The following is a 26,859-nucleotide window of genomic DNA, read 5'->3' as shown; positions in this document are numbered from 1 at the left end:
TTTAAAGAGAGAAGGAATTGTATTATGATGAATAAATCTAAGGATTCTGGTAACATGCCAGATTTAAACGGGCCCAAAACCTCACCACGTAACATTGCCATGGGAGCCGCATTTTTGATGGCAATGGCTGCCGTTGGACCAGGATTTCTAACGCAAACAGCTACCTTCACAGGTGAAATGGGTGCCAATTTTGGTTTTGCAATTCTTATTTGTATTATCTTTGATATCATTGTTCAGATGAATGTTTGGCGAATTATCGTTGTTAGTGGTAAAAAAGCACAAGTTATTGCCAATGAAATTTTCCCTGGACTTGGTTATATATTATCATTTCTAGTCGCAGTAGGTGGTTTATTCTTTAATATTGGTAATGTTGGTGGAGCTGGACTTGGGCTTAATGTCCTTTTTGGAATTTCTCCTGAAAATGGTGCTGTAATTGCTGGAGCTCTTGCTATAATTATTTTTGTAGTTAAAAATGCATTGACAGTCATGGATCGAACTGTTCAAGTTTTAGCAGTTGTTAAAGTTGCAATATTAGTATATGTCATCTTTATTATGGCCGTGCCTTACCAAACTGCTGTTCAACATACTTTTTTACCAACAAAAATCAATTTTTATTCAATTGTAACAATTGTTGGTGGTACCGTGGGTGGCTATATTTCATTTTCAGGTGGACACCGTTTAATTGAAGGTGGTATGAAAGGTAAAGAAAATATCAAATACGTTAATGAAGGTGCGTTAACTGGTATTGGAATTGCTTCAGTTATTCGTGTTCTTTTATTCCTAGCTGGTCTTGCGGTTGTTGTAACCGGCTATAAATTGGACGCCTCAAACCCTGCTGCTTCTATCTTCAAATATGCAGCTGGCAATTTTGGTTATAAATTCTTTGGTCTACTTTTGTTTGCTGCTGGTATGACATCAATTCTTGGATCAACTTTTACATCCACATCATTCTTAGACTATGCAGTAAAATCAAAAGAAAGCTTTGAAAAATATCGTAAAGGCTTAGTAATTGGTTTTATCGTAATTTCAACTATCATTTTCTACATTATTGGAAGCCCTGCTAAAGTTCTTGTACTTGTAGGTGCTGCTAACGGTTTTGTTCTTCCAATTGCCTTAGGAATACTATTAATTGCAAGTGTTTCGAAAAAAATTGTTGGTGATTACCGTCATCCTAAATGGTTAATTATTGCCGGTTGGTTAGTTGTTGCATTCATGGCATATGCAAGCATTGAAACAGTTATAGGTCTATTCTAGATCTGTATATTTCTTAATTCAGATATACAAAAAGAGCTGATATCACATACATTCAGCTCTTTTTTTGCATATCTTTATAATGCTAGCTTTCTAAACTTTAATTAGCTACTTTCAAGGTAAAACATTAATAATTTCTTCTTCAAAAGATTTTGGTGTTGATTTCGGTGCAAACCTTCTCAAGACTTTTCCAGCAGGATCCACCAGAAACTTTGTAAAATTCCATTTGATTGACTTTCCTAATTCACCAGGAGCTTCTTCTTTTAAATACTTAAATAAGGGAGCTGTGTCTTTGCCATTTACAACCGTAAGTTCGTGCATCGGAAATGATACGCCATAAGTTGTTCTGCATGCTTCTGCTGCTTTTTCACCATCACTTAGTTCTTGTTTGAATTGATTTGATGGGAATCCCAAGATAACTAATCCCTTTTCTTGATATTTTTCATAAAGTTCCTCTAATTCAGCAAATTGAGGTGCTAAACCACATTTTGTAGCCGTATTAACTATCAATATTGCTTTTCCTTCATATTCAGAAAGTTTGTAGCTTTGTCCATCTTCACGTATCACTTCAAAATTATATATTTCTGACATTTAGTTTCAACCCCTTTCAATGAAAAGTATACCTGAAAAATTTGCTTTTTGTTGCTCATAATCTTTAAGTATTTACAAAACCTTTACTTGCTTAAATTTTTTTACATTGATATGCTATTAGAGTAAATAAAATTTATATACATAAAAAGAAAAAAGGGGAAAAAGATGAATAAAAAATTACTGCAGAAAATGCTAATACCATTTAGCTTATCATTCATATTTTTTTTGGCATTAAATGTCACGTCTATTAAAGCTGACAATAATATCTTATATGGTGTTCCTATTTCAAGTATCCATCCTACACAAGCTGCAGTTGGAAAAGCTCAAATTGCATATAATATTCAAGATTATATTGGTTCTACTAGTTCACCTCAACTCACTGTAGATTACTTTAATGATTTTAATGAAGATAATGGTTACACTAAAAATTCTGTACCATCCGATGGAACTGCATATAACACTAAAGACATACTAGGATCTTATCCAGACATAACTGTCACTGCACCAAAAGTTCCAGTAATCATTGGTCCCAATAATATTATGTATGCAACCGATGGACATCACGGAATGACAACTTATGAGTTCTTAAAAACACAATATGGTCTTGGCTCTGATAAGATAAATGTACGTGTAATTGCAAATTACAGTAACTTATCTCAAAGTGACTTTTATCAAAAGTTAATTGATACAAAACAAGCTTTTCCTTATGCCTTTAACGTCAAAACGGGAACCTATCAAGAATTCTCCCTTGATAAATTACCCACACAAATGTCATCAAGCGACTTTGTAAATGATCCATTTCGTAGCCTTGCATATTTTTGGCGCAAAAGTGCAATCGATAAAGACACTGTAACTGCCGATTTTGCTGAATTTTACCTTGGTGAATTCATGGTTGCTACTGGTGATTTTAAGAGTTTGACATTCCAAAATGCTGCAGACTACCAACAGGCTTTCAAAATCGGAAATGAAATTCTTGAGAAACTAATTGCTGGTGATTCACATTATGTACAACTCTTTAAAACAACGATTACCGATAAATATGGAATAACTGCAGCCCAATTAGGTATTATGCAAAACTTTGACAGTTCAAAGATAACAAAACAACAAGCTAAATTGACATCAGCACTCGGATTTTTATTTGGCACTCCTAGCCTTGAACAATCGAATACTAATTTATTTAACCTTGATACGACACTTTTTAAGAGCGAAGTAAGTAAATTCAACAGTTTAAATTCATCTCTTTATACTGCAGATAGCTATGCTGCTGTAAAAAATTTAATTACCCAAGGTCAAGCAATCATTGACAATAGTGGCAGTCAAAATGATCTTGATTCTTTGACTTCTCAAATCCAAACTAAACTTAAAAATCTAGTCCTTAAGACTATCCCATTAGATACAACTAAGTTTGATACACAATTTAATGCATTTCAGAAATTAATTGCAAAAGATTATACTACTAACAGTTATACACAACTACAAAATCTCATCACACAGGCAAAAACTATCATTGCACAAAATAAATCACAAAGCGATTTAGATTCAATTACTACTAAAATCACGATTGCCTTCTCACAGCTCGAAACAGTCCCAAAATTTTCTGAACCTACTAGCAGTTCTCTTAAAGAGAGTAGTAGTCAGCCAACATCAAGTGGTGACACGAAAAATTCTACACTTCCACAAACTGGGGAAGAAAACAGTAATGATTTTTATTACATCGTAGTCTTCATGTTTATCAGTGCTTTATTAGTGGGGATTCCAATGGTGAAAAAACCAAGTTAATTATCCTAATTGATTTTATTTTACTAACAAATGGTCTCAACTGGTAAAAAGATCAAGAACTAACAACATAATTGATCACAAAGTATTGTTTCAGAAATATATTCAGCTGTAGTAATAAGTGGCTAAATTCTAGGTCTCCCTTAATTTAGCCACTTATTTTTGTGTGCAATTTGTATTGCTTCTATTCTACTATGCACACCTAATTTACTGAAAATTGCAGACAGATAATTACGAACGGTTCCTTCTGATAAAAAGAGTTGTTGTGCAATTTGCCTTGTTGTAATACCACTTTCAGCTATCTTTAGAACTTCTAACTCTCTTGCACTAAGTGGGTTATTTTCTGCAGAAACCATGTTAACAACCAATTCTGGTGCAAAAATCGTTTTACCCGCAAATACCTCTCTAATTGCAGTTATAAGTTCTTCACTTGGGCTATCTTTTAATAAATAACCTGAGACATTTGCTATTATCGCTTGCTCAAAATAAGCTTTTTGTGCAAATGTTGTTAAAATGATAACCTTTTCTTCTCGCTTTGTTTTTTTGATATTTAACGCGACTTCTAATCCCGTCATCTTGGGCATCTCAATATCTAAAATTACAACATCTGGTTTCAAAATTTGCAAATCTTGTAAAGCCTTTACGCCATCGACAGCACTACCTATAACCTGAAAATCATCTTCTAGGTTTAATAACTGTGTCAACGCACTATTTAGCAAGCTTTGATCTTCTGCTAAGTATATTTTAATCATTATTTTCAGTCACTTTCATTTGCATCAATACCACATGTGTTCCACGATAATCATGATAGATTTCAAACTTCCCATTTGCTTGGGACATTCGTTCTCTCATTCCTCTAATTCCATTGCTACCTTCTCTGACAAACCCTTTGCCAATTCCATCATCAATTATTTCAACTCTATAAAGATCCTCATCTGAATAAAAAAGCAACTGAACTTGATGTGCCTTTGCGTGCTGCAAGATATTGTTAATTGCCTCAATCAAAGGCTTCCCGAAAATTGATTGCGTTTTTGTAGGCCATTTGGTTGCCTGCTCTTCGCCGCTCGTAAGTAACAAGATGTTTGCTGTTGCAAGATTTTTACCTTGTTCCATAAGAATTTCATTGAGAGACTTTTGATGCAAATTATTAACAATTGAGCGTACTAATTGTAAATTCTGGCGACTTGTTTGTTCAATATCATTTAATTCTGCAACTACTTTATCCGGATTCTTAATTAAGAGTTTTTTTGCCAATTCTGTTTTTATCGTAATCATCGAAAAGCTTTGCCCCAGTGTATCATGCAAATCACGTGCAATTCGTTCTCGTTCACCGCGCTGGATAATTGTCTCAAGTCTACGATTAGTTTGATTTAATTGATGCTGTCTAAATGATGAAATTGACAACATACTGGAACAGATTGGTGAAACTACTGGAAAAATTATTCCCATTGAGGAACCATCTCTCCAAAATTCAGGATATCTCAATTGTACTCTTACTAGAGTAATTATGATTATTAAATAATATGCCATGATAAAATATTTTTGATACTTTCTTGGATAATGCACTAAAATCCAAGGTACTTGCCAAGCCGGGAAAACGATCAAATACAGATTTAAATTAAAAATTGCAAATATTCCTGTCACTAATAACTCTAGCGGAATTGTGAGATAACGATATTCTTTGACTTCATTAACAATGATATAAAGAATCAGAAATAATCCCGCTAATAAAAGCCAGTAGATGTCTTCATAACTTTTAATTGGGATAAACTGTATCAATGTGTACGGTAAATATATTAACCAGACATATGCTACCCAATCGATTTTTTTTAATTTATTAACGTCACTAAGCTTCACTAATGCTTAACCCCTTCTTTTGCTGCGCTTTTACAACTATGACTGTTATGCTGATCATAATAACTATCCACGCAATAATACCATAAATGTCTCTTAAATCCAGTTCACTATGAAGCATTGTTTTTTCTACCAAATTATTTGCAAAATAAGTTGGCAATACTTTACCAATTGCTTGCAACCAACTTGGCATAGTACTAATTGGCCACCATAATCCGCTAATGATTGCTAATGGAAAGGTAATCAAGTTACTAGCAACACTCAAAGTCTCTTGCGTTTTAAAATTAGACATCAATGTTCCTAACAAAATCATTGGAATCTGTCCAATTAATATAATCAGTAAAATCATAGCAACTTGCTTTAAGCTAAACTCAACATTATTAACAAAACGAGCAAGTATTCCTAAAATGACTAGTGCACAAAGATTTAATAATACAGTAATTGCATATATCGAAATATAATAGTTTTTACTGCCGGTAGGTGTCATCTGCAAGAATAAAGTCAATCCCTTATCACGATCGCTTTTTAAAATTGTTGCCACCCCCATAACAGCCCCGATTACTCCACTATAGATTATCATACTGCCCATGTAGGTCATATAAAATTGACGCAATTCTGGGCCGTTCCCAACATCCATTACCTTTGTAAATAATAAATAAAACCCTGCAGGCATTAGTAGGGTAAAAAATAAAAATGATTTATTGCGAATCACTATCCTTAGTATATCAAATTTTAGCTGTCTTATAAATTTAGTCATTTTTATCGTTGCTCCTTATCTGTTGTCATTTGTAAAAATATTTTTTCTAATGTCTCATGTTCAACTGTAATATTTGAAACTTCTGGACATTCCAACAATAACTCTTTAAGAGTTTTGTCTCCGTCAATTGATTTGATTGCAACTTGACTGCCACTTTTTTCAACCTTAACTACTCCAACCAATTTTGCAAAATTGTATTGTTCACATTCAGCAGTAATGCTAATTGTGGTTTGTTTATGCAATGCTTGTAATTCATTTAAAGTCCCTTGAAATGTAAAGTTTCCTTTTTGTAAAAAGATTATGCGACTAGCAACTTGTTGGATTTCTTCCAGATAATGACTTGTAATAATCATTGTCTTTCCTTGTTCACGAAGTTCTTCAATCAACTCCCAGAAAATATGTCTTGCTTGTGCGTCCATTCCAACAGTCGGTTCATCTAAAAAAAGCAGCTCAGGATTGCTCAACAATGCCTGTGCAAATGTTACTCTGCGCATCAGTCCACCCGATAATTCTTTCAAAAATTTGTGTCGATGCTGTACTAAATCTAACTTTATTAGTATTGGCTCCAATGGAATACTATTGTTATACTGTGTCGCAACTTCTTCCAAAAATTCTTCAATTCTGACATTAGATAGTACTAAGTCTCCTTGTAGCATTGAACCAATCTTTTGTTTTGCAAGCAAAGAACCTGGACGACCACCAAACACCTTGACATTCTGCTTACTTGGTAATAATCCTAACAAAATATTCAATAAAGTCGTCTTTCCAGCTCCATTTTCACCAATTAACCCAATAATTTCACCTTTACTGATACTTAAATTCAACCCTTTTATAATTTCATTTCTACCATAACTAAAATTCAAGTTTTTTATACTTATTATCTGTTCCATGATGCACCTCCATGCAACTTATCTTAAGTCATGGCACCAAAAATCCCCAGTCAGGATTGTAACCAACTGGGGATGACAATTGTCATAATTTTTCTAATAAATAATTATCAGATTGATTTAGCCATCAAAACAAATGGATAAATTCCTCCATTTGTTTTTTGTTCGTGATAATTCACAACCTCAAAACCAATTTTTTGATACAACTTTTGCGCACGTATATTGAATTTTGCAACATCAAACAAAACTTTCTTGGAGCCAGTTACACGAGATATATACTTCAAGATTATTTTTACAAACTCTAGCCCATTCCCTTGGCCTGTTAACTCTGGTGCCATTCCCAGACCAACTTCGACTACTTCTTGTCTATCAGTCTTCTCAACTACAAAAAAACCAATCAACATTCCACTTTGTGTGACTTGATAATAGCCATCACCACGTTTTTCTTCGTCCATCAATTCTTGATAATCTTCTGGATCCGCTACCATATCATAAAAAGAATATTCATCAGGATAATGCCACTGTGCAACAATTACTGCACTTTTTTGAGTCATTTTCTCAATCACAGGTTTCACTACTATTCACCTCGATAACAATTATAACTTACAATTCAAAATCTTCATTTTGTAGAAATACCTTGATAAACTGTTAACCAATTATCATTAATTAAAAACCAACTTTTTTATATCCGTAATCTCTTTATATTGTTCTTTAAGCAAAGTCTCTCCAAGTTTGGTTAATTGTAAAATCAAAAAATTTTTGTTTTTTTGATTATATTTCGTTGTAATCATTTTTTTATCACGCAATGACTTAGTAAGCTTACTAAATTGTGACTTAGACAAATCCAAAATATTAATTAATTCTTGTACATCATTACTGTGATCCTTTGAAATATATAATAAAAATAATATCAATACTTCATTTTTTGTTAACAATGCACCACTAAATGGAAGTCTTACCCTTTTGGAGATCAATTTTTTTATTAAAAAAACCCGTTTTATATTTTCATAAAATTCTTCATTGAAATTATCTATGCCGTCTTTCACAGTAACTCCCCTCCCTACTTTTTATTATAGCTAGTATAGCATAAAATTTTAAAGTTGAGTTGACAAAAAGAAACTCAAGTTTATAATGATATTTACACACTAGAGTTCACTTTTTGAAACTCGGTAGAGAAAGAGGAGATTTTTTATGAGTTTAAAAATTTTATTTTCAGCAAGTTTACATTAATTGCTGTAATTTTTGGTATTTTCTATCATCTTGTTATGCTTGGAATATATTTACCTGGCTATAAAGTAGCAACACATAATTTAAAATATGCTGAAATAGAGCTTATTAATAATGATAAAAGTGATGGGCAGAAAATAGCTAATAGTATTGAAAAAGGAATCAAGAAATCTAAAAGTACACATTTTAAATTAATTCAAAAAAGTAATATTTTGCAGGCTAAAAATAATCTAGCTAATCATAAAAATGTACTAGTAATAGAAATTCCTAAAAACTACGTTGAAAGCTTAAAAAAAGGTAATTCGGTAAAATTAAATTTTTTTGTTAGCTCCGCTGGTGATCAGCTTAGTCACCAATTGGGCACCAAAATTGCCAATAATTTAACTACTAAATTTAATTCTGGGACCTTGAATAATTACTACAAAGCTACTATTTATAATATTTTGCTAAAAGCATCTGCCACAGCTACTAAATCTGAAATCACTAAACTAACTACTTTACAAGTTCAAAAACAAATGCAAAGTATTATTGCTGCAACACCATCACTCAAAAATGATAGCGTTGCGTTGCAAAACGAACAATCTAAAATCGAGGCTAACGTATCCCAAAAAATACAGTCTCAAGTATACAAAAAAGTTAAACAAACCATTAATGCACAAACAAACAAAATTGTAAAAACGACATTTGTTTCTGCAAATATTAAAGATCTTAACACTAACCGTTCGAATCTTTATGAAACTATGGCGCCAATGTTTTTCTCACTTTCTTCCTTTATTGCTGCTATGATTGGTGCCATGATTTTGTCTAGAGGACTTAAATTAACATTTCTTAAAGGAACTAAAAAGCTGCGTGGTTGGCTGTATCTTGAACTAACTTATTTAATAATTGCAGTAATATCTCCAATTATTGGAATCATAATTCTAAAATTAGTTGAACCATTTTCTGTGAAAACATTAATTGAAATTTATCTTCAACATATTTTAGTTTCATATACTTCTTTAAACCTAGTTGGTTTCTTATTTGAAATGCTAGGAAATGTTGCTGGTTTAGTTACCCTACCGCTCATTTTAATGCAATCTTTTTCATCAGGAAGTGTCATTCCCTATAAGATGCTCCCTACTGTATACAAATTTTTCTACAATATTTTACCAGTTCCTGCAAGTGTCCAAAATGATGTTTATCTAATGTTTAATGTAGGTAGTATGAATAATTCAATGACTCGCCTCGTAATAATATTAGTAATATCCCTGATATTACATTTTCTAACTGTAATTTTTAAAAAGTATCCCGTAATGTCGGTAAGTGAAAATTAGTTTCGCTAAACAAGAGTGCCAAAATTTTTTGATGGAATTAATTCATAAATTTTGCTAAGAAAAAAGTACCTTAAAAAGGGGATCCACAAGTAAAATTTGGCTCTACAAAGTTGGGTGTTGATGTAAATTTATCAATACCCAACTTTTTTTAATGTACAATAATGTACATTAAAAGGACAAGTATCAAAATGCATCACCAAATAACGCTAAATGTACAAGTAAAGACAAGAGAAAAATATTTCTATCGTAAATATCTACCATTAATTAATAACATGTTGGCAAGTAATTATTCAAATAGTCCACTAAAAAACATTAATCGCAAAATCAAATAAATTAGCATACGACTACATAAATTGATCACATTTTTTTACCAAAATTAAATTTAAATTTACGATTCGAAAAAAAAGAAAACCAATTCGAAAATGAATTGATTTTCTTATGAAAATTTTTTATCAACAACGTTTGTCTAAAAACCTACAATTTACAGTTCATTAAAATATTTATATTATAGCTTGATTTGTCATAAATTTAACTTATCTCTCAGAAATACTAGTCAGAACTTTTTATATGCTCCGAATTCAATAAATGATGAAACAGTGCAAAAATGATTATACCAAAAACAACTAATAATATAAATGCTATCATACTGCCAGCACTAATATTTTGTGCATGTGTGTAATTAGTACGGTTAACCGAATCCATCAATAAAGCAAGCACGGTTGTTCCGATTGCGCCAGTAATTTGCTGTCCAGTATTATAAAGCGCATTTGCGTCATTGCGAAATTTTTTATCTAGATGCTTCAATCCATAAGCAACTGTGTTCCCAAATGCCATCGAACGGCCAATTGCAAATACCAAATAGGCAATTGTCACACCCCATACACCAAGCACCGGACCAAAAATTGCTAACATAATTAACGACAATGTGAATAATATATCACCCACATAAAGTGGAATCTTCCCCCCTAAATGATCGAGCATCCAACCATATACTGGTTGCCCAAAACCGTTGAATAGACTGCCGGGTAAGAGAATCAAGCCACCTACCAAAGAAGTTGCTTGAAATACATCTTGTACATAGTTAGGTAATAAAAAATTAATTCCAACATTTGAAAACTGCAACAAGATATATGGTAAAAAACTAAATAAAAATGCTTTTTGCCTTAAGACAGCTAACGAAAAAAGTGATTTTGTTGCCTTTTTGGATATCTTAACAAATACTATTGTTAACCCAACACTAATTGCTATTAAAAACAATGACGTTACATAGAGTTGTGAACCCAAATCATTTAAGCCCACTATTAAGCAAAGCAATGCAATTCCTAGCAATAAAAATCTTGTCCAATCAAAAGCGTATTTTCCTTCAATCTTTGAATATTGACGAATCCTACTCAATCCTAATAATAATAACAACAAAGCTAACGGTAACGTTCCCCAAAAAATCATACGCCAACTTGCAAAAGCAACCACTGCTCCGCCAAATGTTGGCCCCAAAGCGGGTGCAATTAAAATAATTAAATTAGCTAATCCAATATAAGTCCCTAATTTAATTGGTGGCACTACATCTAAAATAATGTTAACCATTAACGGTGTACAAATTCCAACACATCCTGCTTGAATTATCCGTCCAATTAATAACATCCAAAAATTGGCTGCAGCACCACAGATGATATCACCAATACTAAATAAAATTGCTGCAGTAACAAAAAGCTGTCGATTGGAAAATTGCCTTTTCATATATGCTGATGTCAACATTACCAGAGCTGCCATAACTAAATACCCTGACGTAACCCACTGTACAGTACTCAAGGATTCATGAAACTCACTCATTAGCGCTGGAAAAGTTACATTCATAGATGTTTCTGTCAATACTCCCATAAATGACATCATGGCGACAATTGCCACCACCAACATTGGATTTTCCTTTTTTGTTACTGAAACTTGCATTTGAAATTCCCCTTTAAATAATTAAATTAACTTCCAATTTTTCTTGCCTTGATAATTATACAGCAAAAAATAAATTTACTGAAAATTAAATTTGTACCTTCTATCACCTTAATTTTGTTTATTTTTGAATTTTCTTGTTATTATATGTTTAATATAGATTCCATAAGGGGCTTAGCATATGAAAACAATCATTCCAAAAACACCAGAAGTTCCAGAATTAACAAAAGACGATATTGCTTTTTTAACAGAAATTACTTTTGGTCCTAAAAAAGCAATAAAAAATTGTGATTCTCTTTTTATTTTTAGTGGTACACATCCCGGACATTGGGAAAAAGCCATTTCTGCTTATCAAAATGGCTATGTTAACAAAATTATTGTTACAGGTGGACGAAGCCTGACTGGTGTTCCCCACAAAGATTGGCATTATGGTAATATGACTGAAGCTGCTGTAATAACTCACTATCTTTTGGAGGCAGGTATTCCTTCTAATATTATTATCACTGAAAATAACTCAACCAATACTTTAGAGAATGTTCTGTATGCAAAAACCGTCTTTGATTTCACAACCATACATTCCTTGATGTTCATCTGTAAAAGTCATGCAACAGGCCGTCAATGGCGAACACTTGCTAGACATCTGCCAGCTCGAATTGAATTTATTCCCTATACATTTGATGCCTCCTATCACAATAATATACTTGGACGGGATACTTGGTCAAAGACTCCGGAAGGTCAAAAACGTGTATGGGGCGAGTATCTTCGCATTTTGCATTATGGTAAAAAAGGCGATATTTTAGAATTGTCCGAAGAACTCAAATAAAACTTCTAATTTAAAGTCTTTCAAGTAGTAGGTTAACATTGTAAAAAAACTTAGTGGTTGCTTATATCGAATAAAAAATTAGAAGCCGAATGACTTCTAATTTTTTTATTGATAATCCAAATATAAATATAGTCTGTTGCTATTTAAGGTCTTCTCCATTAGATTTTATAACTTTTTGATACCAATAAAAGGAATCCTTTCGAGTTCTTTGTAGTGACCCATTGCCTTGATCATCTTGGGCAACATAAATAAAACCATAACGCTTAGACATTTCTGAAGTTGAAAAACTAATAAGGTCAATTGGTCCCCACATAGTATAACCTAATAAATTCACACCATCTTTGATTGCTTCTTTCATCTGTTGAATATGTTGACGTAAGTAATCTATTCGATAGTTATCATGAACTTTCCCATCTTCAAGCTTATCCAAGGCCCCTAATCCATTTTCAACCACAAATAAGGGTTTTTGATAGCGATCCCACATTTCATTCAATGTAATTCGCAGACCAATTGGATCAATTTGCCATCCCCAGTCTGACTCCTCTAAATAAGGGTTTCTACCTCCAGTAGCCATATTTCCGACCGCTGTCCCATCCTGATTAGACTGTGTCACGGTTGTCATATAGTAACTAAAGCTAACAAAATCAACTGGATATTGGGCTAAAATCTGTTGATCGTCTGGATCCATCATTATTTTAATCTTTTGTTCAGCAAAATACCTATTCATAAACTCTGGGTATTCTCCTCGTGCTTGAACATCTGAAAAAAATAGATTTTTCTGATCAGCTATTTGCGTTGCTTGCACATCAATTGGATTTGGTGTTGCCGGATATGTCTGCATTCTTGCTAGCATACATCCCATTTTAGCATTTGGGCAGAGTTCATGTAGCTGCTTTGTTGCCAATGCACTAGCAACAAGCTGATGATGGATTGCCTGATATCTTAGTTGAAGTTGTTCCTTTGAAGACAAATCTTGATCAAGCGCTCCAGTAGCATGAAAACCCCAAGTAGCAGTGTTAATCTCATTAAATGTCAACCAGTACTCAACTCGTTTCCCATAACGTGTAAAAACAGTCTCAGTATAACGCGTAAACATATCAATTACTCGCCGATCAGTCCACCCATTATATTTCTGAGTCAAAGCTATTGGCATCTCATAGTGAGAAAGTGTAATTAATGGCTTGATTTGATATTTTTCTAGCTCATCTAGTATATGATCATAAAATTTAAGCCCATCCTCATTAGGAAATCGATCATCTCCATTAGGAAAAATCCTAGCCCAAGCAATTGAAAAGCGAAAAACTTTAAAACCCATCTCCGCAAATAATTCAATATCCTCAGCATAATGATGATAAAAATCAATTCCGCGACGTTTGGGATAGTTATCTACTAAACTAGTATTTAAAGCTAAATTTAAACTCTCTTGATCAACATCATCCATTGACATTTTCTTCTTATTGGTCGCCTTTGATACAACTTCTGCAGTTGTTAAACCTTTTCCATCTACATTCCATGCTCCTTCAATCTGGTTAGCAGCTGTTGCTCCTCCCCACAAAAAATCTGCAGGAAATTCTTTAGGATAATCAGTATGATACATCAAAAACATCTCCTTATTTTTGTTTAAGTTCTAATAACCAATTGCTTTTGGCAGCTGTTTCAGTTGTCGTAATAACTTCGTAATCCTTGCTATTAGTAATAATCATCATAACAGTTGGGTCATATCCTGCAGATTTAATTTTCTCAAGATCAAACGAAACAAGATTTTCACCAACACTCACATGCTGTTCTTTTTTTACCAACGTTTCAAAATTTTTCCCGTTCAATTTAACCGTATCAATTCCAATGTGTAATAATATCTCAGCTCCCTGATCAGAAATCAAACCAATTGCATGTCCCGTTGGATAAACAGCACTGATAGTTCCATTCACTGGGGCTTTCAAATTACCTTTATCTGGAACAATTGCTATTCCTTTTCCCATTGCTTCGGAAGAAAAAACCTCATCATGTACTGTCTTCAACGGAATAATTATTCCATCCACTGGTGCAATTATCTTGTTATCCTCTTTTTCTTCTATCGTCGTAGTTTCTTTAGAAAAACCAAAAAAGTATGTCAAAGTTGCTGCCAAGAAAAAAGCCACTGTAATTCCAATCAATACTCCGTCAAATCCTTTGCCTAGATATGTTGGCAAGGCAAGTAGACTCGGTAATGTAAACGAACTTGCATGGGCTTGGAAAAGTCCAATAATTGCACCACCAATCCCACCAGAGATAACTGCGCAAATAAATGGTCTTTTCATTTTAAGAGTAAGCCCATAAATAATTGGTTCGGTAATTCCAAAAATTCCTGTGACAACACCGGAACCCGCTAATGCTTTTTGCTTTTTATCTTTTGTTTTCAGAAAAATTCCTAAGGCTGCTCCTGCTTGCGACAAAACTGCTGCACTTAAAATTGGTAATAAAGGATCATAGCCCATCTTGGCAATATTATTCATCATAACCGGCACGAACGTCCAGTGAACACCAAAAATAACAAAAACCTGCCAAAAAGCCCCCATGACAATTCCGGCAATGATTGGTGCAAAATTATAAAGTCCTGATACTGCTTCTGCTAAAATATTACTAATCCCCGAACCAATTGGTCCAACAACGATTAAAGTCAACGGAACCATAATCATTAGAGAAAATAATGGTGTAAAAATATTTCGAACTGCATCTGGAAAAATTTTGTCAAGAACTGGTTGCAAATATGACAGCACCCAAACTGCTAACAAAATTGGAATTACTGATGAAGTATAAGTAGTTGGAATTACTGGAATCCCAAAGAAATGAAGCGTAAGTGATTTAGTAGCTACAGTAACCATTGCTGGGTAGACAAGTGCTGCAGCTAATGCAACCGCAACAAATTGATTAACTTTAAGTCTTTTAGCTGCTGTAAATGCTAGAAAAATTGGTAAGAAGTTAAATAACGCATCTCCAGCTGCATACCAAATTTGATAAGCACCACTTGTTGTTGTTAACCAATTTAATGCAACAAACAAAGCTAAAAGTCCCTTTAAAATCCCAGCACCTGCCATTGCCCCCAAAAATGGAGTGAATGTACCAGAAATAAAAGCAATAAATCGATTAATCAAATTTTCTTTTTTCCCTGTATCTTCAGTTATTGCATCATTTTTATTCTCCAAGCCAGCTTGTTCGGCTATTTGATCAAAAACTTGTCCAACTGAGTTCCCGATTACTACTTGATACTGACCTGCAGATTGAACAACCGTGATCACACCATTTAAATTTTCAATATCCCTTGTATTTGCTTTCTTTTCATCATTCAACTTAAAACGAACTCTAGTCGCACAATGCCAAGCAGTATTAATATTTTCTTTTCCGCCAACATTTTTCAAAATATCAGCTGCTAATTTTTGATAATCCATTTTGGTCACCTCAAAATTTTTTTTAAAAGAAAAACCCAAACATTTCCGATAAAAAAGCTACAATCACTTTTCGAAAATATTTGGGTTTTGCCTAATTGAATAGTAACAATCCCTAATTATTATTTAGTTAATTCATCAATAATTCGTTGTACATGAATAGTCAAATACACTTGTTCATTATACGATAATCTTTGGTGCATTGAATCTGCAATAAAATCAACTACTTTTTGAGTACAAGCAAAAGCAGTTTGATATTTCTTTTTGATATGTTCAAACAAAAAAATATCTTCCTCGTTATCTGCTATCCCCTTTTTAGAAACTCGAATAACTCTCTCAGCTAGAAAACGCAAATGAACTAAAAAACGACGGTAACTAATTGAATCAGCATCTAAAGTAACTTGCAGTTGAAATTGAACAATTTGGATAACATCACCAATTATCTTAGTGAGTGTGGTTGTATCATAATTTTGTGGATGATTCAAACCATTTTCAACAAATTTAAGAGCAATAAATCCAGCTTCATCATCAGTCAAAGTAACTCCAAGACGCTGTCCAATTATTATTAAAGCTGATTTTCCAACTTGAAACTCAGTTGGATAATAGTGTTTCACCTCCCATAAAATTTCATTATGAATATCAATTTTTTGTTGATGTCGAACTACCGCAAAATGAATATGATCCATTAAAGAAATTAGTAAATATTCGTTGAACTTTGTTTGTAATTCAACTTCAGCCAAATGAATAATTTGTGCTGCCACCTCCAAATATTCTGGTGAAACATCTTTTAGTAAATCATTAAAAAGATTGAACCACTTACTTTCTGTTGGAGCAAAAACCTGCTCAACTTTTCCGGTTTGAATAGACATTCCGGATTTTTTTTGAAATCCAATTCCCTTACCAATTAGAATAATCTGATGGTTATTTTGATCTGCCAAAACAACATTATTATTAAATACTTTAATGATTTTCATAAATCACTTCCTCAAACTTCGGCAATAAAAAAACCCGACTACAAAAATTTACTAGTTCTAATCAATAACTAATAAAGTTCCACGCCAGGTTTTGCCCACTTTAGATAGCGGTAACAATCCTTCAATAACAATATATTACAACTTAATGCAAGTTTATGCAAGCCCTTTCTTAAAAAGAATAAAATTAAAGTAATTAAGTATGTTGGTGTTGACTACCATAGCTTTTCGGATTTAAAATTCGTGCACTTTATATCCTTCGAATTAAGACAAAAAAAGTTCTAATCACAAAGTAATTAGAACTCCAATATTTAGATTCACCGACAACAGTTGTCAAAGAACCTGCTTATTATTCCCACTCAATCGTTGCAGGCGGCTTTGAAGTAATGTCATACACTACACGATTAACATGTGCAACTTCATTTACAATACGTACAGAGATTGCCTGTAATACATCCCATGGAATCTTGGCAAAGTCAGCCGTCATTCCATCGATCGAAGTAACCGCACGAATTCCTACCGTATAATCATATGTCCGTCCGTCTCCCATTACACCAACGCTACGAATTCCTGGAAGCACTGTGAAGTACTGCCAGATTTCTCTTTCTAGGCCATGGTTAGCAACTTCCTCACGTAAAATTAAATCACTGTCGCGAACAATTTGAAGTTTCTCTTCTGTAATCTCACCAATAACACGAATTCCAAGACCAGGTCCTGGGAATGGTTGACGCCAAACTAACTCAGATGGCATTCCAAGGCGTTCTCCTAGCTCACGCACTTCATCTTTGAACAATGTGTTTAACGGCTCAATCAACTGAAATTGAATATCTTCTGGCAAACCACCTACGTTATGATGTGACTTAATTGTTTGGGCAGTATCGGTACCTGATTCAATTACATCAGTATACAACGTTCCTTGTGCTAAGTAATCAATCCCATCTAATTTAGCTGCTTCATCATCAAAAACTCGAATGAATTCATTACCTATGATTTTACGTTTCTTTTCAGGATCACTGATTCCTGTAAGTTTGTCCATAAAACGTTTCTTAGCGTCAACTTGAATGATGTTTAATCCAAATTTACCTTCTAGACTTGCCATCACTTGTTCAACTTCACCTTTGCGTAATAATCCATGATCAACAAAAATACTTGTTAGTTGTGACCCAATTGCTTTGTGCAATAGAACACCTACAACAGATGAATCTACTCCGCCAGAAAGCCCAAGTAAGACTTTCTTATCGCCGACTGTCTCACGTATTTTTGAAATTTGCATATCAATAAAATCATCCATTGACCAATTATCACGTGCCTTGCATACATCAAAAGCAAAGTGACGCAAAATTTCATTACCATGTTCAGTATTGCGAACCTCTGGATGAAATTGTAAACCATAGAACTTCTTATCGTCATTTGACATTGCAGAAATTGGGCAGTTTGCGCTTGTTGCTGCTACTCTAAACCCTTCTGGTACACTTGTTACCAAATCACCATGGCTCATCCAAACCGTTTGTGTTTCAGGGAGTTCCTTAAACATTGGTTCGAAAGCCGATGCAACATGAATATCAGCTTTACCATACTCTTTATTATTAGCACTTTCGACCTTTCCACCAAGTTCGTTAGCCATTAATTGCATTCCATAACAAATTCCAAGAACTGGAATTCCAAGTTCAAAAATCTCTGGATCTACATGAAAAGCATTTTCATCATACACACTATTAGGGCCACCTGAAAAAATAATTCCTTTAGGTGCTATTTTTTTAATTTCAGCAGCAGTCAACTTATGTGAAAGCAACTCTGAATAAATACCAAATTCACGAATACGGCGCGTAATCAATTGATTATACTGGCTTCCAAAGTCAAGTACAATAATCTTGTCAAAAGCCTGCATGTCAACATTAGTCAAGAAAGTTCACCTCGTCTTTTTATTTTGAATCATTTACTAAGTTCATTCTACCGATTACATCTTTTACGGTCAAATCAATTTGAACTAAATAACAGTTAATTCCGTACATTTTTTAGGATATTCTAATATTTACGCAAAAAAAGTTCGTTTACTAGGTGATTTTGGGTTTTATGCAAGATTAAATCTGCGCGATTTCTTGTGGGTAAAATATATTCACGTAAATTGGGACTATTAATTGTCTTCCATACTTGCCTTGCCATTGAAACAGCACGAAGTCTGTCACCAATTGCATATGGGTAATAATAATTAGTCGGATCCAAAAAGGCTGTATCCAATAACGTTTCAAAACGTTCAAGATACCAGTCTCTAATCAGGTCTTCTTTGGCATCAACATAAATTGAAAAGTCAAAAAAATCGCTAACATAAAGTTGCTGATTGCTCGGTAATTGTAAAACATTAATTCCTTCGACAATTAAAATGTCTGGATTATCTACAATTTCAAATTTATTTGGTAGAATGTCATATACTTTATGAGAATAAACAGGTGCCTTAGCTGGAAGACCATTTTTGACGTCATTAGTAAAGGTTAGCAATCTTGCCATATCATAGCTTTCTGGGAACCCTTTTTTTTGCATAATTTGCCGGCGCTTTAATTCCTTATTCGGAAAAAGAAAACCATCCGTTGTTATCAATTGAACATTTTTTTCAGGATAAACTGTGCTTAAAAGTGTCTGTAATAGCCTCGCAGTAGTACTTTTTCCAACTGCAACACTCCCTGCTATCCCCAAAATAAAAGGAACCTTGTGTGGTGCAATTCCCAGAAATTCAGCTTGCTTTTTCATTAATTTTCTTCTTGATTCTAAATGAATACCTAACAAATGGACAAGTGGTTGATAGATATCTTGCACATCAGCTAACGATATCCGATCATTCACTGACCTAATCCGGCCCAATTCTTCGGTCGACAAAGAGACCTGATATTTTTGATATAGATCCCGCCATTCTTCACGTGGAATCTTATAATAATTCATCTGATTATACATTACTACTCCTACGTTTTACTTAGACTATGGCTATTATAGCATCTTAATCAGCCGAAATTAATCTAATTGATAAGAATCCTTGTTAACCCGCTCGAATAATGGTGATAATTTAGTTCTTGCTATTACATCCAACCGATGCATTGCACGTGAACAAATTGTATACACTAGCTGTCTTTCATCTTCTTCGTGATAGTTTACTGCACTAGCATCCCACATAATTACTGCATCAAACTCCAATCCTTTAGCCAAAAATGCAGGTACAACAATATTGCCAGCTGCTAAGCGTTGATTCTCTGTCTTAATGAGAGTAACCTTGACCCCTTGTTCCTGTAATTTTAACGTTAATCTCTGACATTCTGCTAACGTCTTGCCAATAATTGCCGTAGTAAAACTTGCTTTATCATTTTCACGTAATTGCTGCTCAACTTTTTCCGTCATTTTATCCTCTTCATCAAAGACTTGAACTCTGGGTAACTCCCCTTTCCGTTCAAAAGCTTCAACTGAAGCCCCACTCAATAAAACCTGTTTCGTAAAATCAGTAATTTGTTTGGTTGAACGGTACGACTTGGTCAGCTGTACAACCTTAATCCCATCCTTAGGGAAGAGTTTACTCAGCTCTTCTAATAAAGTATAGCTTTCTTTTTTAGTAAAAATAGCTTGGTTAAGATCACCTAAAACTGTGAAACGTGCACGTGGGAAACTTGTTTTTAAACATGCTAATTGATATGGTGTATAATCTTGTATTTCATCAATAAAAACATGCCGAATGTCCAATTCACCACGCTTGCCAGTAATCAAATCATACAAATATAGATACGGGCTAACGTCTTCCATTAACATCCTCTTACTTTTAAGCATCATTATCACATTTTCAATCCCACTTTGCCATTTTGCTAGCAACTGCTTATCTGTAATATTCATAAGTTCAGGTGCACTAGTCAAAAAATGCACGTATTGCGCATTAATATTTAAAAAGCGATTATGCTGAATATCACGCTGAATTTGACGATATTGTTGTGTCACATAACGTCTCGCCAAAAAGCACAATTCTGCATCGCCATCTCCAAAATCGCGTGCACGATCGCCATAAAGCTTTGCTAATTCCTCCGGGCTTGATTCTTGAACTGCTTTTTCTACCCATTCTTTTTTAGACTCTTTATCAACTCGGCGACCAAGTTGTTTAAGCAGGCGTTCTTTCGTAGCCTCAAGACGATTTCTCAAATGATAGTTTTCATTAAAACTATAGTAAATATCTTCAATGTGTTCTTTTTCAAAAAAGACTTCTCCTCTAAAACGGATATCCTTGAAACGCATTCCTCTTCTTTCAAGGAAATTTCCGTAAACAGTCGTCGCATTAAAAAAACGTAAACTATCTTTTATAGATTGAATTTTCTTTTCTTCTTCAGATTTAATACGTTCAAATCTCTCCTGTAGTGTCTCGACTTTTAGCTTTGGGAGTCGTCTTTGAGCGTATTGATAATAAGTCATCTGAATCATATTTTGTTCCCCTAAATCAGGCAAAACCTGATCAACATAATCATTGAATAACTGGTTGGGTGAAAACAAAATAACCTGACTTGAGGTAAGATTACCCCTAAATCGATACAATAAATATGCAATTCTTTGCAATACTGCTGACGTTTTACCCGAACCGGCAGCACCTTGCACAAATAACAGTTGTGCCTTTGTTTCTCGGATAATCTGATTTTGCTCTTTTTGAATTGTTGTTACGATACTCTTCATCTTTGTGTCAGAAGAATCATCTAAAACATCTAGCAACATCTGATCACCCACAGCCTCATCTGTATCAAAAACAGTCTGAATTGTAGCATTTTCTACCAAAAATTGTCGTTTCAATAAAACATCGACTGTCTGTGTCCCATCAGGAGTTTCATATGCAACATTGCCTAAGCCACCATCATAATAGACACTTGAAATTGGTGCACGCCAATCATAAATTAAGAAATTATCTGGGCGATCACTAAATGAACCCAGTCCAATGTATACAGACTCCCTATGTTCGCCTTTTTCTTTAAAATCAATCCGTGCAAAATATGGTTTCTTTTCTAATTTGGCCAATACATCAAGTCGCCTAGTTGCTTGCTTCCAATTATTCTCACGTTCTTGCAAAAGTTGTTGCTGTTGTCTTACAGTCATTGCAGTCTCAAATATTCCTGAATAAGACTCAGTTTTAATCCGTAAATTATTCGAAAAATCATCGCGAATTGCCTGAGAATCTTGCTTGGCACTAGAAATATCTTTTTGATATTTTTCTTGTGCAATTTTGATTTTATCGACTACATTATCCATTCTTTGTTGTTCACTTGCTTTAATATCTGAACTCAATTAGTTCCCCCCCATTGCCTAAAATCCTAGTTATACAATTTTAACACCTTTAAGCTATAGTCACAATTAAGGTTATCTTGTGTTAGTTAAAAAAAAGTAAATCCTATGTAAATCACTAGTAATTATCCATCATTTTCGATAAAATAATGTACAACTCAACTCGTAAAGGAAGTGATGTCTTGATTAGCAGTCTATTATATTTTTTGGCACATTTGCAACTGTATCTTATTCCGGTAATTGAGACATTAGGCGGATGGATATATATAGCTATCTTTGTTCTTATATTCATGGAAACTGGATTGGTAGTTTTCGCTTTTCTTCCAGGAGAATCATTAGTATTTTTTGCTAGCACTTTGGCGGCAGTTACAGGTTCCTCGTTAGATATTAAAATTCTTATACCAGTATTCTTCTTTGCTGCATTAATTGGCGATACTGTTAATTATGAAATCGGCCGCAATCTTCATAAGTTGCCTTTTTTCAAAAAACTTCTCTCTGAAGATAAACTTACAAAAGCTCAAGCTTATTTCGATAAACATGGCGGTAAAACTGTTATGTTTGGGCGCTTTGTCCCTTTGATCAGAACTTTCATCCCTTTAATTTCTGGTAGTGCCCGGATGAATTACAAACGTTTTTGTTTCTACAACTTACTTGGTGTCTTACTTTGGGTCTTTTTGGGTTCATCGCTTGGATATTTCTTTGGTCAATTTGACTTTGTTCAAAACAATTTTTCAATAATTCTTGTAACCTTTGGCTTGATTTCTGTTGTTCCTGGCTTAATAATTTCTTGTTATCGCTTTATGAAGAAAAGAACTGCTGTTTAAACTATTTACAATTTATCACAATATAAAACTCAAAAACACGCTTCATGATATAAACCCTATTGTCTTATATCGTGAAGCGTGTTTATTTGTGTATTGTTGAAGTACTATGTATCATTAATTAACGTACTTATTATTTTTCAAATATTAGATTGGGGTTTTTACATCATGGATATTTCATTGATTATTGTTGCATTTGCTTCACTTGTAACACCGTTACTCTTGGCAAAATTAAAAATATCAACTTTGCCTACTGCAGTTGCTGAAATTATTGTTGGCATAGTTTTAGGAAAGAGTTTATTAAATTTGGTTTCTGAAACATCGCTACTTTCTCAATTATCAACAATTGGTGTCATTTACCTTCTTTTTTTAAGTGGCTTAGAAATCGATTTTTCATTATTTACCAAAAATAAAAACCCACAAAATACTTTTGAAAAAAGAAAAGCCGAACTTGAATCCAAAAAAAGTTCACCCGTGCAGATAGCAATCTTATCCTATGTCAGTGTAGTTATCATCTCCTCTTTACTTGCATATTTCCTAAAAATCACAGGTTTATATTCAAACTTTTGGCTCTCCTCAATTCTTTTTTCAACAATTGCACTCGGTGTTGTAATTGCAGCTCTGAAAGAAAAAGAATTACTTAGTAATGAATTCGGTCAAGTTTTACTGCTGATTGCTGTACTAGGTGAAGTAATCCCAATGTTAGAATTGACCACCTATGCATCAATTTTCGATGGACGAGCTCAAAGCCTATGGCTAATTTCCTTATTATTCTTAGCAGCGGCAGTTTTATTTAGGCGATTTCGAGCTTTCTTTGACTTTTTCAAAAAAATTAATAAATCAACTACACAACTCGACATTCGCCTAGCCTTTTTTGTGATTTTCTGTCTAGTAGTGATTGCTCAAGGAGTTGGTGCTGAAAATATTCTTGGCGCCTTTGTTGCCGGTATCGTTATTAAATTATTAGAACCAGAAGAAGATACAAGAGCCAAATTGGACTCAATTGGCTACGGTTTTCTTATCCCTATTTTCTTCATAATGACAGGAGCAGAGTTAAATATTCCTTCACTTTTTTCAAATTCAGAAACCCTGATACTAATTCCTGTTTTTTTAGTTGGCTTCATCCTAGCAAAAAGTGGCATATTCTTCGTACTTAAAAAAAATTTCAATGTACGTAATGATATCGCTGGGACGGTATTATCAAGCACAACTATTACCCTTGTTCTAGCAGTATTAGAGGTGGCAAAAGAACTAAAAGCGATTAACACACAACAATCAGGTGCATTTTTATTAGCTGCAATTCTTTCATGCATAATTTCACCATTAATTTTTAACAAATTATATTCAGCTAAAGTTGAAAAGCAAGAGAAAAAGCAACTTAATGTAATCGGATTAAATCTACTAACGATATCCGTAGTTAAACAACTTTCACCAAATTGGTATGATATTACATTTTACACTGATGATAAAGAGAGCTTTCGCACATATAATTCCGAGGTAAATGCCCAGTTATTACCTAGTTTAGATTCCAAACTATTAACCGAAAAGCAGATTTTTGATACTGATATCTTATTGTTGGGTTATTCAAACTATCATATTAATTACGACTTAGCTCTTTTTGCTAAGGAATATGGGACTCCCCGTGTCATCACTCGTTTTGAAAATCGTGACATCATGAACGACATGGGAAACAACTTGAAAAAAATGGGGATTGAGTACTTCAATTCTCTTGATGCTACAATTGGAATTTTACGTTCTCTAATTGAAACACCATCAACATTGAATTTCTTAAATTCAAGTGATTCACACATCTATGAAGTAATTGTCCATAATCGTAACTTTGTGCAAAAGCGCATCAAAGATTTGACCTTCATTGATAATATCACTATTAGCCGGATTTTTAGAAACCATCACTCAATTGCACCACATGGTGATACTCAATTAGAATTAAACGATCATATTATATTTACAGGTGACCCTGAATCTGTTCAAAAAATAAGAACTCAGATTGAAAAAATGAATGCATAATTTAAGAAAGGGCTTTTATAGTATTTCAACTATCTGTATACTATTAGACGAATACAAAAATAGAAATAGTTATACTTCAGGAGGAAAAAATGACTTTTACAATTTATTTTGTCCGTCATGGGCAAACCATTTTTAATCACTATAATAGAATGCAAGGCTGGTGCGATTCACCACTAACAGACAAAGGAATAGCTGATGCACACAAGGCTGGAAAGAGACTTGCAAAAAAACATTTTGCAAATATCTACCATAGTGATACTTCACGTGCAAAGAATACTTGCCATATTATTATGCAGGAAAATCAAAATGCAGCCACACTTTTGGAACCAACAGTTCTTCCACAGTTTAGAGAACAAGGATATGGATACTTTGAGGGTAACGATTCTGGACAAGCTTGGTTAATGGTTGGTGCCAGTAGAGGATGCCGTTCATTTAGTGAAATAATTTCTAAATATTCGATTGAAGATTCTCGTGATTTCATGAAGGAAATCGATCCTTTCCATGATGCTGAAAATAATGATGAATTTTGGACACGTGTTAATTCAGGATTCGAATATATCCGTAATCACCAAAAAGATGGGGATGAAGTATTAGTCGTCAGCCATGGTACAACTATCAGGAGTATTGTGCATCGTTTCGCACCTGAAATTGATATTGTCTCGCTAAGTCCACAAAATGGCTCTGTTACAAAAATGATTGTCTCAAATAACGATGTGGAAGTTGAATACTTCAATCATTACACCGATGAAATGAATTATTAGAAACATACTTGACAAATATCACAAGAAGTTGAGACTTAACAGAAACACTTTACTACTAAACATAAAACTTTAGGTATACCGTAATTTCTAGCAAAAATAAATAATTAGGGGCTAAGTCAAAATTTTACTTTTGACTTAGCCCCTAATTATTTAGAAACAAAGATTATAATATCGTTAAAATTGTTATTGTTAGTTTTCGTAACTCGCAGCACGTTTTTTATACTTTGCAACTTCATCTTCAGAACATCGTACAAAATGTCCTGGAGTAATTTCATGCATCTTACGTGGCTTGTTTTCTTCATCAACTTCTTGTGAAGCATCATATACAATTTGTTTACGATTTCTTTCAAATTCAGGATCAGGAACTGGGACAGCTGAAATTAAACTTGCTGTGTAATCATGCAATGGCTTAGTATACACATCATCAGAAGTTCCAACTTCAAGTAGTTTACCATAATGCATAACCCCAATTCGATCTGAGATGTACTTAACCATTGAAAGGTCATGGGCAATGAACAAATATGTCAATCCTTGTTCACGTTGCAAGTCCTTCAATAAATTAACAACTTGTGCTTGAATAGAAACATCCAAAGCTGAAATTGGTTCATCAGCAATAATGAATTTAGGCTGTACTGCTAATGCACGTGCAATCCCTATTCTTTGACGTTGTCCACCTGAAAATTCATGTGGATATCGGCTAGAATGGTCCTTATTCAACCCAACAATCTCAAGAAGGTCTTCAACCATTTTACTTCTTTCAGCATTATCTTTTGCCAAATGATGAATATCAATTCCCTCTGCCACAATATCCATAACTTTCATTCGCGGATTCAAAGATGCATATGGATCTTGAAAAATCATTTGCATTTCACGTCTAAACTCATGCTTTTCGCTTCTTGTTTTTAACTTGTTAATGTCTTGTCCATCAAAAATAATCTCGCCATCTGTTGGTTCATATAAATGGATAATACTTCTACCAGTAGTAGTTTTACCTGAACCAGATTCACCTACTAGACCAAAAGTCTCACCTTCATAAATATCGAAACTAACATCATCGACAGCTTTGACCAAATCAGATTTCCCCACATTAAAATATTGTTTAAGGTGCTTAACTTCTAAAAGTTTCTTTTTGTTTTCTGACATG

Annotated in this window: 22 protein-coding genes; 7 read left to right on the top strand and 15 right to left on the bottom strand. The window is 33.8% G+C overall.

Annotated elements, in window-relative coordinates; genetic code table 11:
• Positions 1 to 24 precede the first annotated feature (24 nt).
• Positions 25 to 1,254, top strand: a complete 1,230-nt coding sequence (locus tag FC80_RS09120) for an NRAMP family divalent metal transporter (RefSeq protein ID WP_057829832.1) — start codon at positions 25 to 27, stop codon at positions 1,252 to 1,254.
• 111 nt (positions 1,255 to 1,365) lie between these two features.
• Here FC80_RS09120 and FC80_RS09115 read toward each other — a convergent pair whose 3' ends face one another.
• On the bottom strand, positions 1,366 to 1,842 hold the full coding sequence (locus FC80_RS09115) for a glutathione peroxidase (protein WP_057829831.1): 477 nt from the start codon (positions 1,840 to 1,842) through the stop codon (positions 1,366 to 1,368).
• Positions 1,843 to 2,007: 165 nt separating this feature from the next.
• Here FC80_RS09115 and FC80_RS09110 point away from each other — a divergent pair, with 165 nt between their 5' ends.
• Positions 2,008 to 3,621: a ParB/Srx family N-terminal domain-containing protein gene (locus FC80_RS09110; protein WP_057829830.1), complete on the top strand. Its 1,614-nt coding sequence runs from the start codon at positions 2,008 to 2,010 to the stop codon at positions 3,619 to 3,621.
• 140 nt (positions 3,622 to 3,761) lie between these two features.
• On the opposite strand, the gene FC80_RS09105 is transcribed toward FC80_RS09110, so the two are convergent.
• From FC80_RS09105 to FC80_RS09080, 6 genes are all read right to left on the bottom strand, one after another.
• Positions 3,762 to 4,370 (bottom strand): response regulator transcription factor, encoded by a 609-nt coding sequence (locus FC80_RS09105; protein ID WP_057829829.1) that lies wholly within the window; start codon positions 4,368 to 4,370, stop codon positions 3,762 to 3,764.
• Positions 4,363 to 5,475: a sensor histidine kinase gene (locus FC80_RS09100; protein WP_057829828.1), complete on the bottom strand. Its 1,113-nt coding sequence runs from the start codon at positions 5,473 to 5,475 to the stop codon at positions 4,363 to 4,365. The genes FC80_RS09105 and FC80_RS09100 overlap by 8 nt, the downstream gene beginning before the upstream one ends.
• Entirely contained in the window at positions 5,465 to 6,229 is a 765-nt protein-coding gene (locus FC80_RS09095; protein WP_057829827.1) for an ABC transporter permease, read from the bottom strand. The genes FC80_RS09100 and FC80_RS09095 overlap by 11 nt, the downstream gene beginning before the upstream one ends.
• A gap of 2 nt (positions 6,230 to 6,231) precedes the next feature.
• Positions 6,232 to 7,119, bottom strand: coding sequence for an ABC transporter ATP-binding protein (locus tag FC80_RS09090; protein WP_057829826.1), 888 nt, complete (start codon positions 7,117 to 7,119; stop codon positions 6,232 to 6,234).
• Positions 7,120 to 7,226: 107 nt separating this feature from the next.
• Positions 7,227 to 7,691: a GNAT family N-acetyltransferase gene (locus tag FC80_RS09085; protein WP_235807267.1), complete on the bottom strand. Its 465-nt coding sequence runs from the start codon at positions 7,689 to 7,691 to the stop codon at positions 7,227 to 7,229.
• Positions 7,692 to 7,778: 87 nt separating this feature from the next.
• Positions 7,779 to 8,162: a MarR family winged helix-turn-helix transcriptional regulator gene (locus FC80_RS09080; RefSeq protein WP_057829825.1), complete on the bottom strand. Its 384-nt coding sequence runs from the start codon at positions 8,160 to 8,162 to the stop codon at positions 7,779 to 7,781.
• 219 nt (positions 8,163 to 8,381) lie between these two features.
• On the opposite strand from FC80_RS09080, the gene FC80_RS09075 reads away from it, so the two are divergent.
• Positions 8,382 to 9,656 carry a YhgE/Pip domain-containing protein gene (locus FC80_RS09075; RefSeq protein WP_057829824.1) on the top strand — a complete coding sequence of 425 codons (1,275 nt, stop codon included), beginning with the start codon at positions 8,382 to 8,384 and terminating at the stop codon, positions 9,654 to 9,656.
• Positions 9,657 to 10,205: 549 nt separating this feature from the next.
• Here the strand turns inward: FC80_RS09075 and FC80_RS09070 are convergent.
• Positions 10,206 to 11,603, bottom strand: coding sequence for an MFS transporter (locus tag FC80_RS09070; RefSeq protein ID WP_057829823.1), 1,398 nt, complete (start codon positions 11,601 to 11,603; stop codon positions 10,206 to 10,208).
• A gap of 178 nt (positions 11,604 to 11,781) precedes the next feature.
• On the opposite strand from FC80_RS09070, the gene FC80_RS09065 reads away from it, so the two are divergent.
• Positions 11,782 to 12,423: a YdcF family protein gene (locus FC80_RS09065; RefSeq protein ID WP_057829822.1), complete on the top strand. Its 642-nt coding sequence runs from the start codon at positions 11,782 to 11,784 to the stop codon at positions 12,421 to 12,423.
• A 139-nt stretch (positions 12,424 to 12,562) separates the two neighbouring features.
• Here the strand turns inward: FC80_RS09065 and FC80_RS09060 are convergent, their stop codons facing one another.
• From FC80_RS09060 to helD, 6 genes are all read right to left on the bottom strand, one after another.
• Positions 12,563 to 14,020: a glycoside hydrolase family 1 protein gene (locus FC80_RS09060; RefSeq protein WP_057829821.1), complete on the bottom strand. Its 1,458-nt coding sequence runs from the start codon at positions 14,018 to 14,020 to the stop codon at positions 12,563 to 12,565.
• A gap of 13 nt (positions 14,021 to 14,033) precedes the next feature.
• Positions 14,034 to 15,848: a beta-glucoside-specific PTS transporter subunit IIABC gene (locus FC80_RS09055; protein WP_057829820.1), complete on the bottom strand. Its 1,815-nt coding sequence runs from the start codon at positions 15,846 to 15,848 to the stop codon at positions 14,034 to 14,036.
• Between the two features lie 119 nt (positions 15,849 to 15,967).
• Positions 15,968 to 16,819, bottom strand: a complete 852-nt coding sequence (gene licT / locus FC80_RS09050) for a BglG family transcription antiterminator LicT (protein WP_057829819.1) — start codon at positions 16,817 to 16,819, stop codon at positions 15,968 to 15,970.
• Positions 16,820 to 17,165: 346 nt separating this feature from the next.
• On the bottom strand, positions 17,166 to 18,704 hold the full coding sequence (gene guaA, locus FC80_RS09045) for a glutamine-hydrolyzing GMP synthase (RefSeq protein WP_187327451.1): 1,539 nt from the start codon (positions 18,702 to 18,704) through the stop codon (positions 17,166 to 17,168).
• 137 nt (positions 18,705 to 18,841) lie between these two features.
• Positions 18,842 to 19,762: a type I pantothenate kinase gene (coaA, locus tag FC80_RS09040; protein ID WP_057829817.1), complete on the bottom strand. Its 921-nt coding sequence runs from the start codon at positions 19,760 to 19,762 to the stop codon at positions 18,842 to 18,844.
• Positions 19,763 to 19,819: 57 nt separating this feature from the next.
• Positions 19,820 to 22,108 carry an RNA polymerase recycling motor HelD gene (gene helD, locus FC80_RS09035; RefSeq protein ID WP_057829816.1) on the bottom strand — a complete coding sequence of 763 codons (2,289 nt, stop codon included), beginning with the start codon at positions 22,106 to 22,108 and terminating at the stop codon, positions 19,820 to 19,822.
• Between the two features lie 179 nt (positions 22,109 to 22,287).
• On the opposite strand from helD, the gene FC80_RS09030 reads away from it, so the two are divergent.
• From FC80_RS09030 to FC80_RS09020, 3 genes are all read left to right on the top strand, one after another.
• Positions 22,288 to 22,929 (top strand): VTT domain-containing protein, encoded by a 642-nt coding sequence (locus tag FC80_RS09030; protein ID WP_057829815.1) that lies wholly within the window; start codon positions 22,288 to 22,290, stop codon positions 22,927 to 22,929.
• Positions 22,930 to 23,094: 165 nt separating this feature from the next.
• Positions 23,095 to 24,954: a cation:proton antiporter family protein gene (locus FC80_RS09025; protein ID WP_057829814.1), complete on the top strand. Its 1,860-nt coding sequence runs from the start codon at positions 23,095 to 23,097 to the stop codon at positions 24,952 to 24,954.
• Between the two features lie 89 nt (positions 24,955 to 25,043).
• The gene (locus tag FC80_RS09020) at positions 25,044 to 25,715 is read left to right on the top strand and encodes a histidine phosphatase family protein (protein ID WP_057829813.1); all 672 of its coding nucleotides are present in this window, start codon (positions 25,044 to 25,046) and stop codon (positions 25,713 to 25,715) included.
• 189 nt (positions 25,716 to 25,904) lie between these two features.
• Here the strand turns inward: FC80_RS09020 and FC80_RS09015 are convergent, their stop codons facing one another.
• On the bottom strand, positions 25,905 to 26,858 hold the full coding sequence (locus tag FC80_RS09015) for an ABC transporter ATP-binding protein (RefSeq protein ID WP_057829812.1): 954 nt from the start codon (positions 26,856 to 26,858) through the stop codon (positions 25,905 to 25,907).
• Position 26,859 lies beyond the last annotated feature (1 nt).

The sequence above is a fragment of the Liquorilactobacillus cacaonum DSM 21116 genome (assembly GCF_001436735.1).
Lineage (GTDB): Bacteria > Bacillota > Bacilli > Lactobacillales > Lactobacillaceae > Liquorilactobacillus > Liquorilactobacillus cacaonum.
This window is presented reverse-complemented; position numbering and strand designations above follow the sequence as displayed.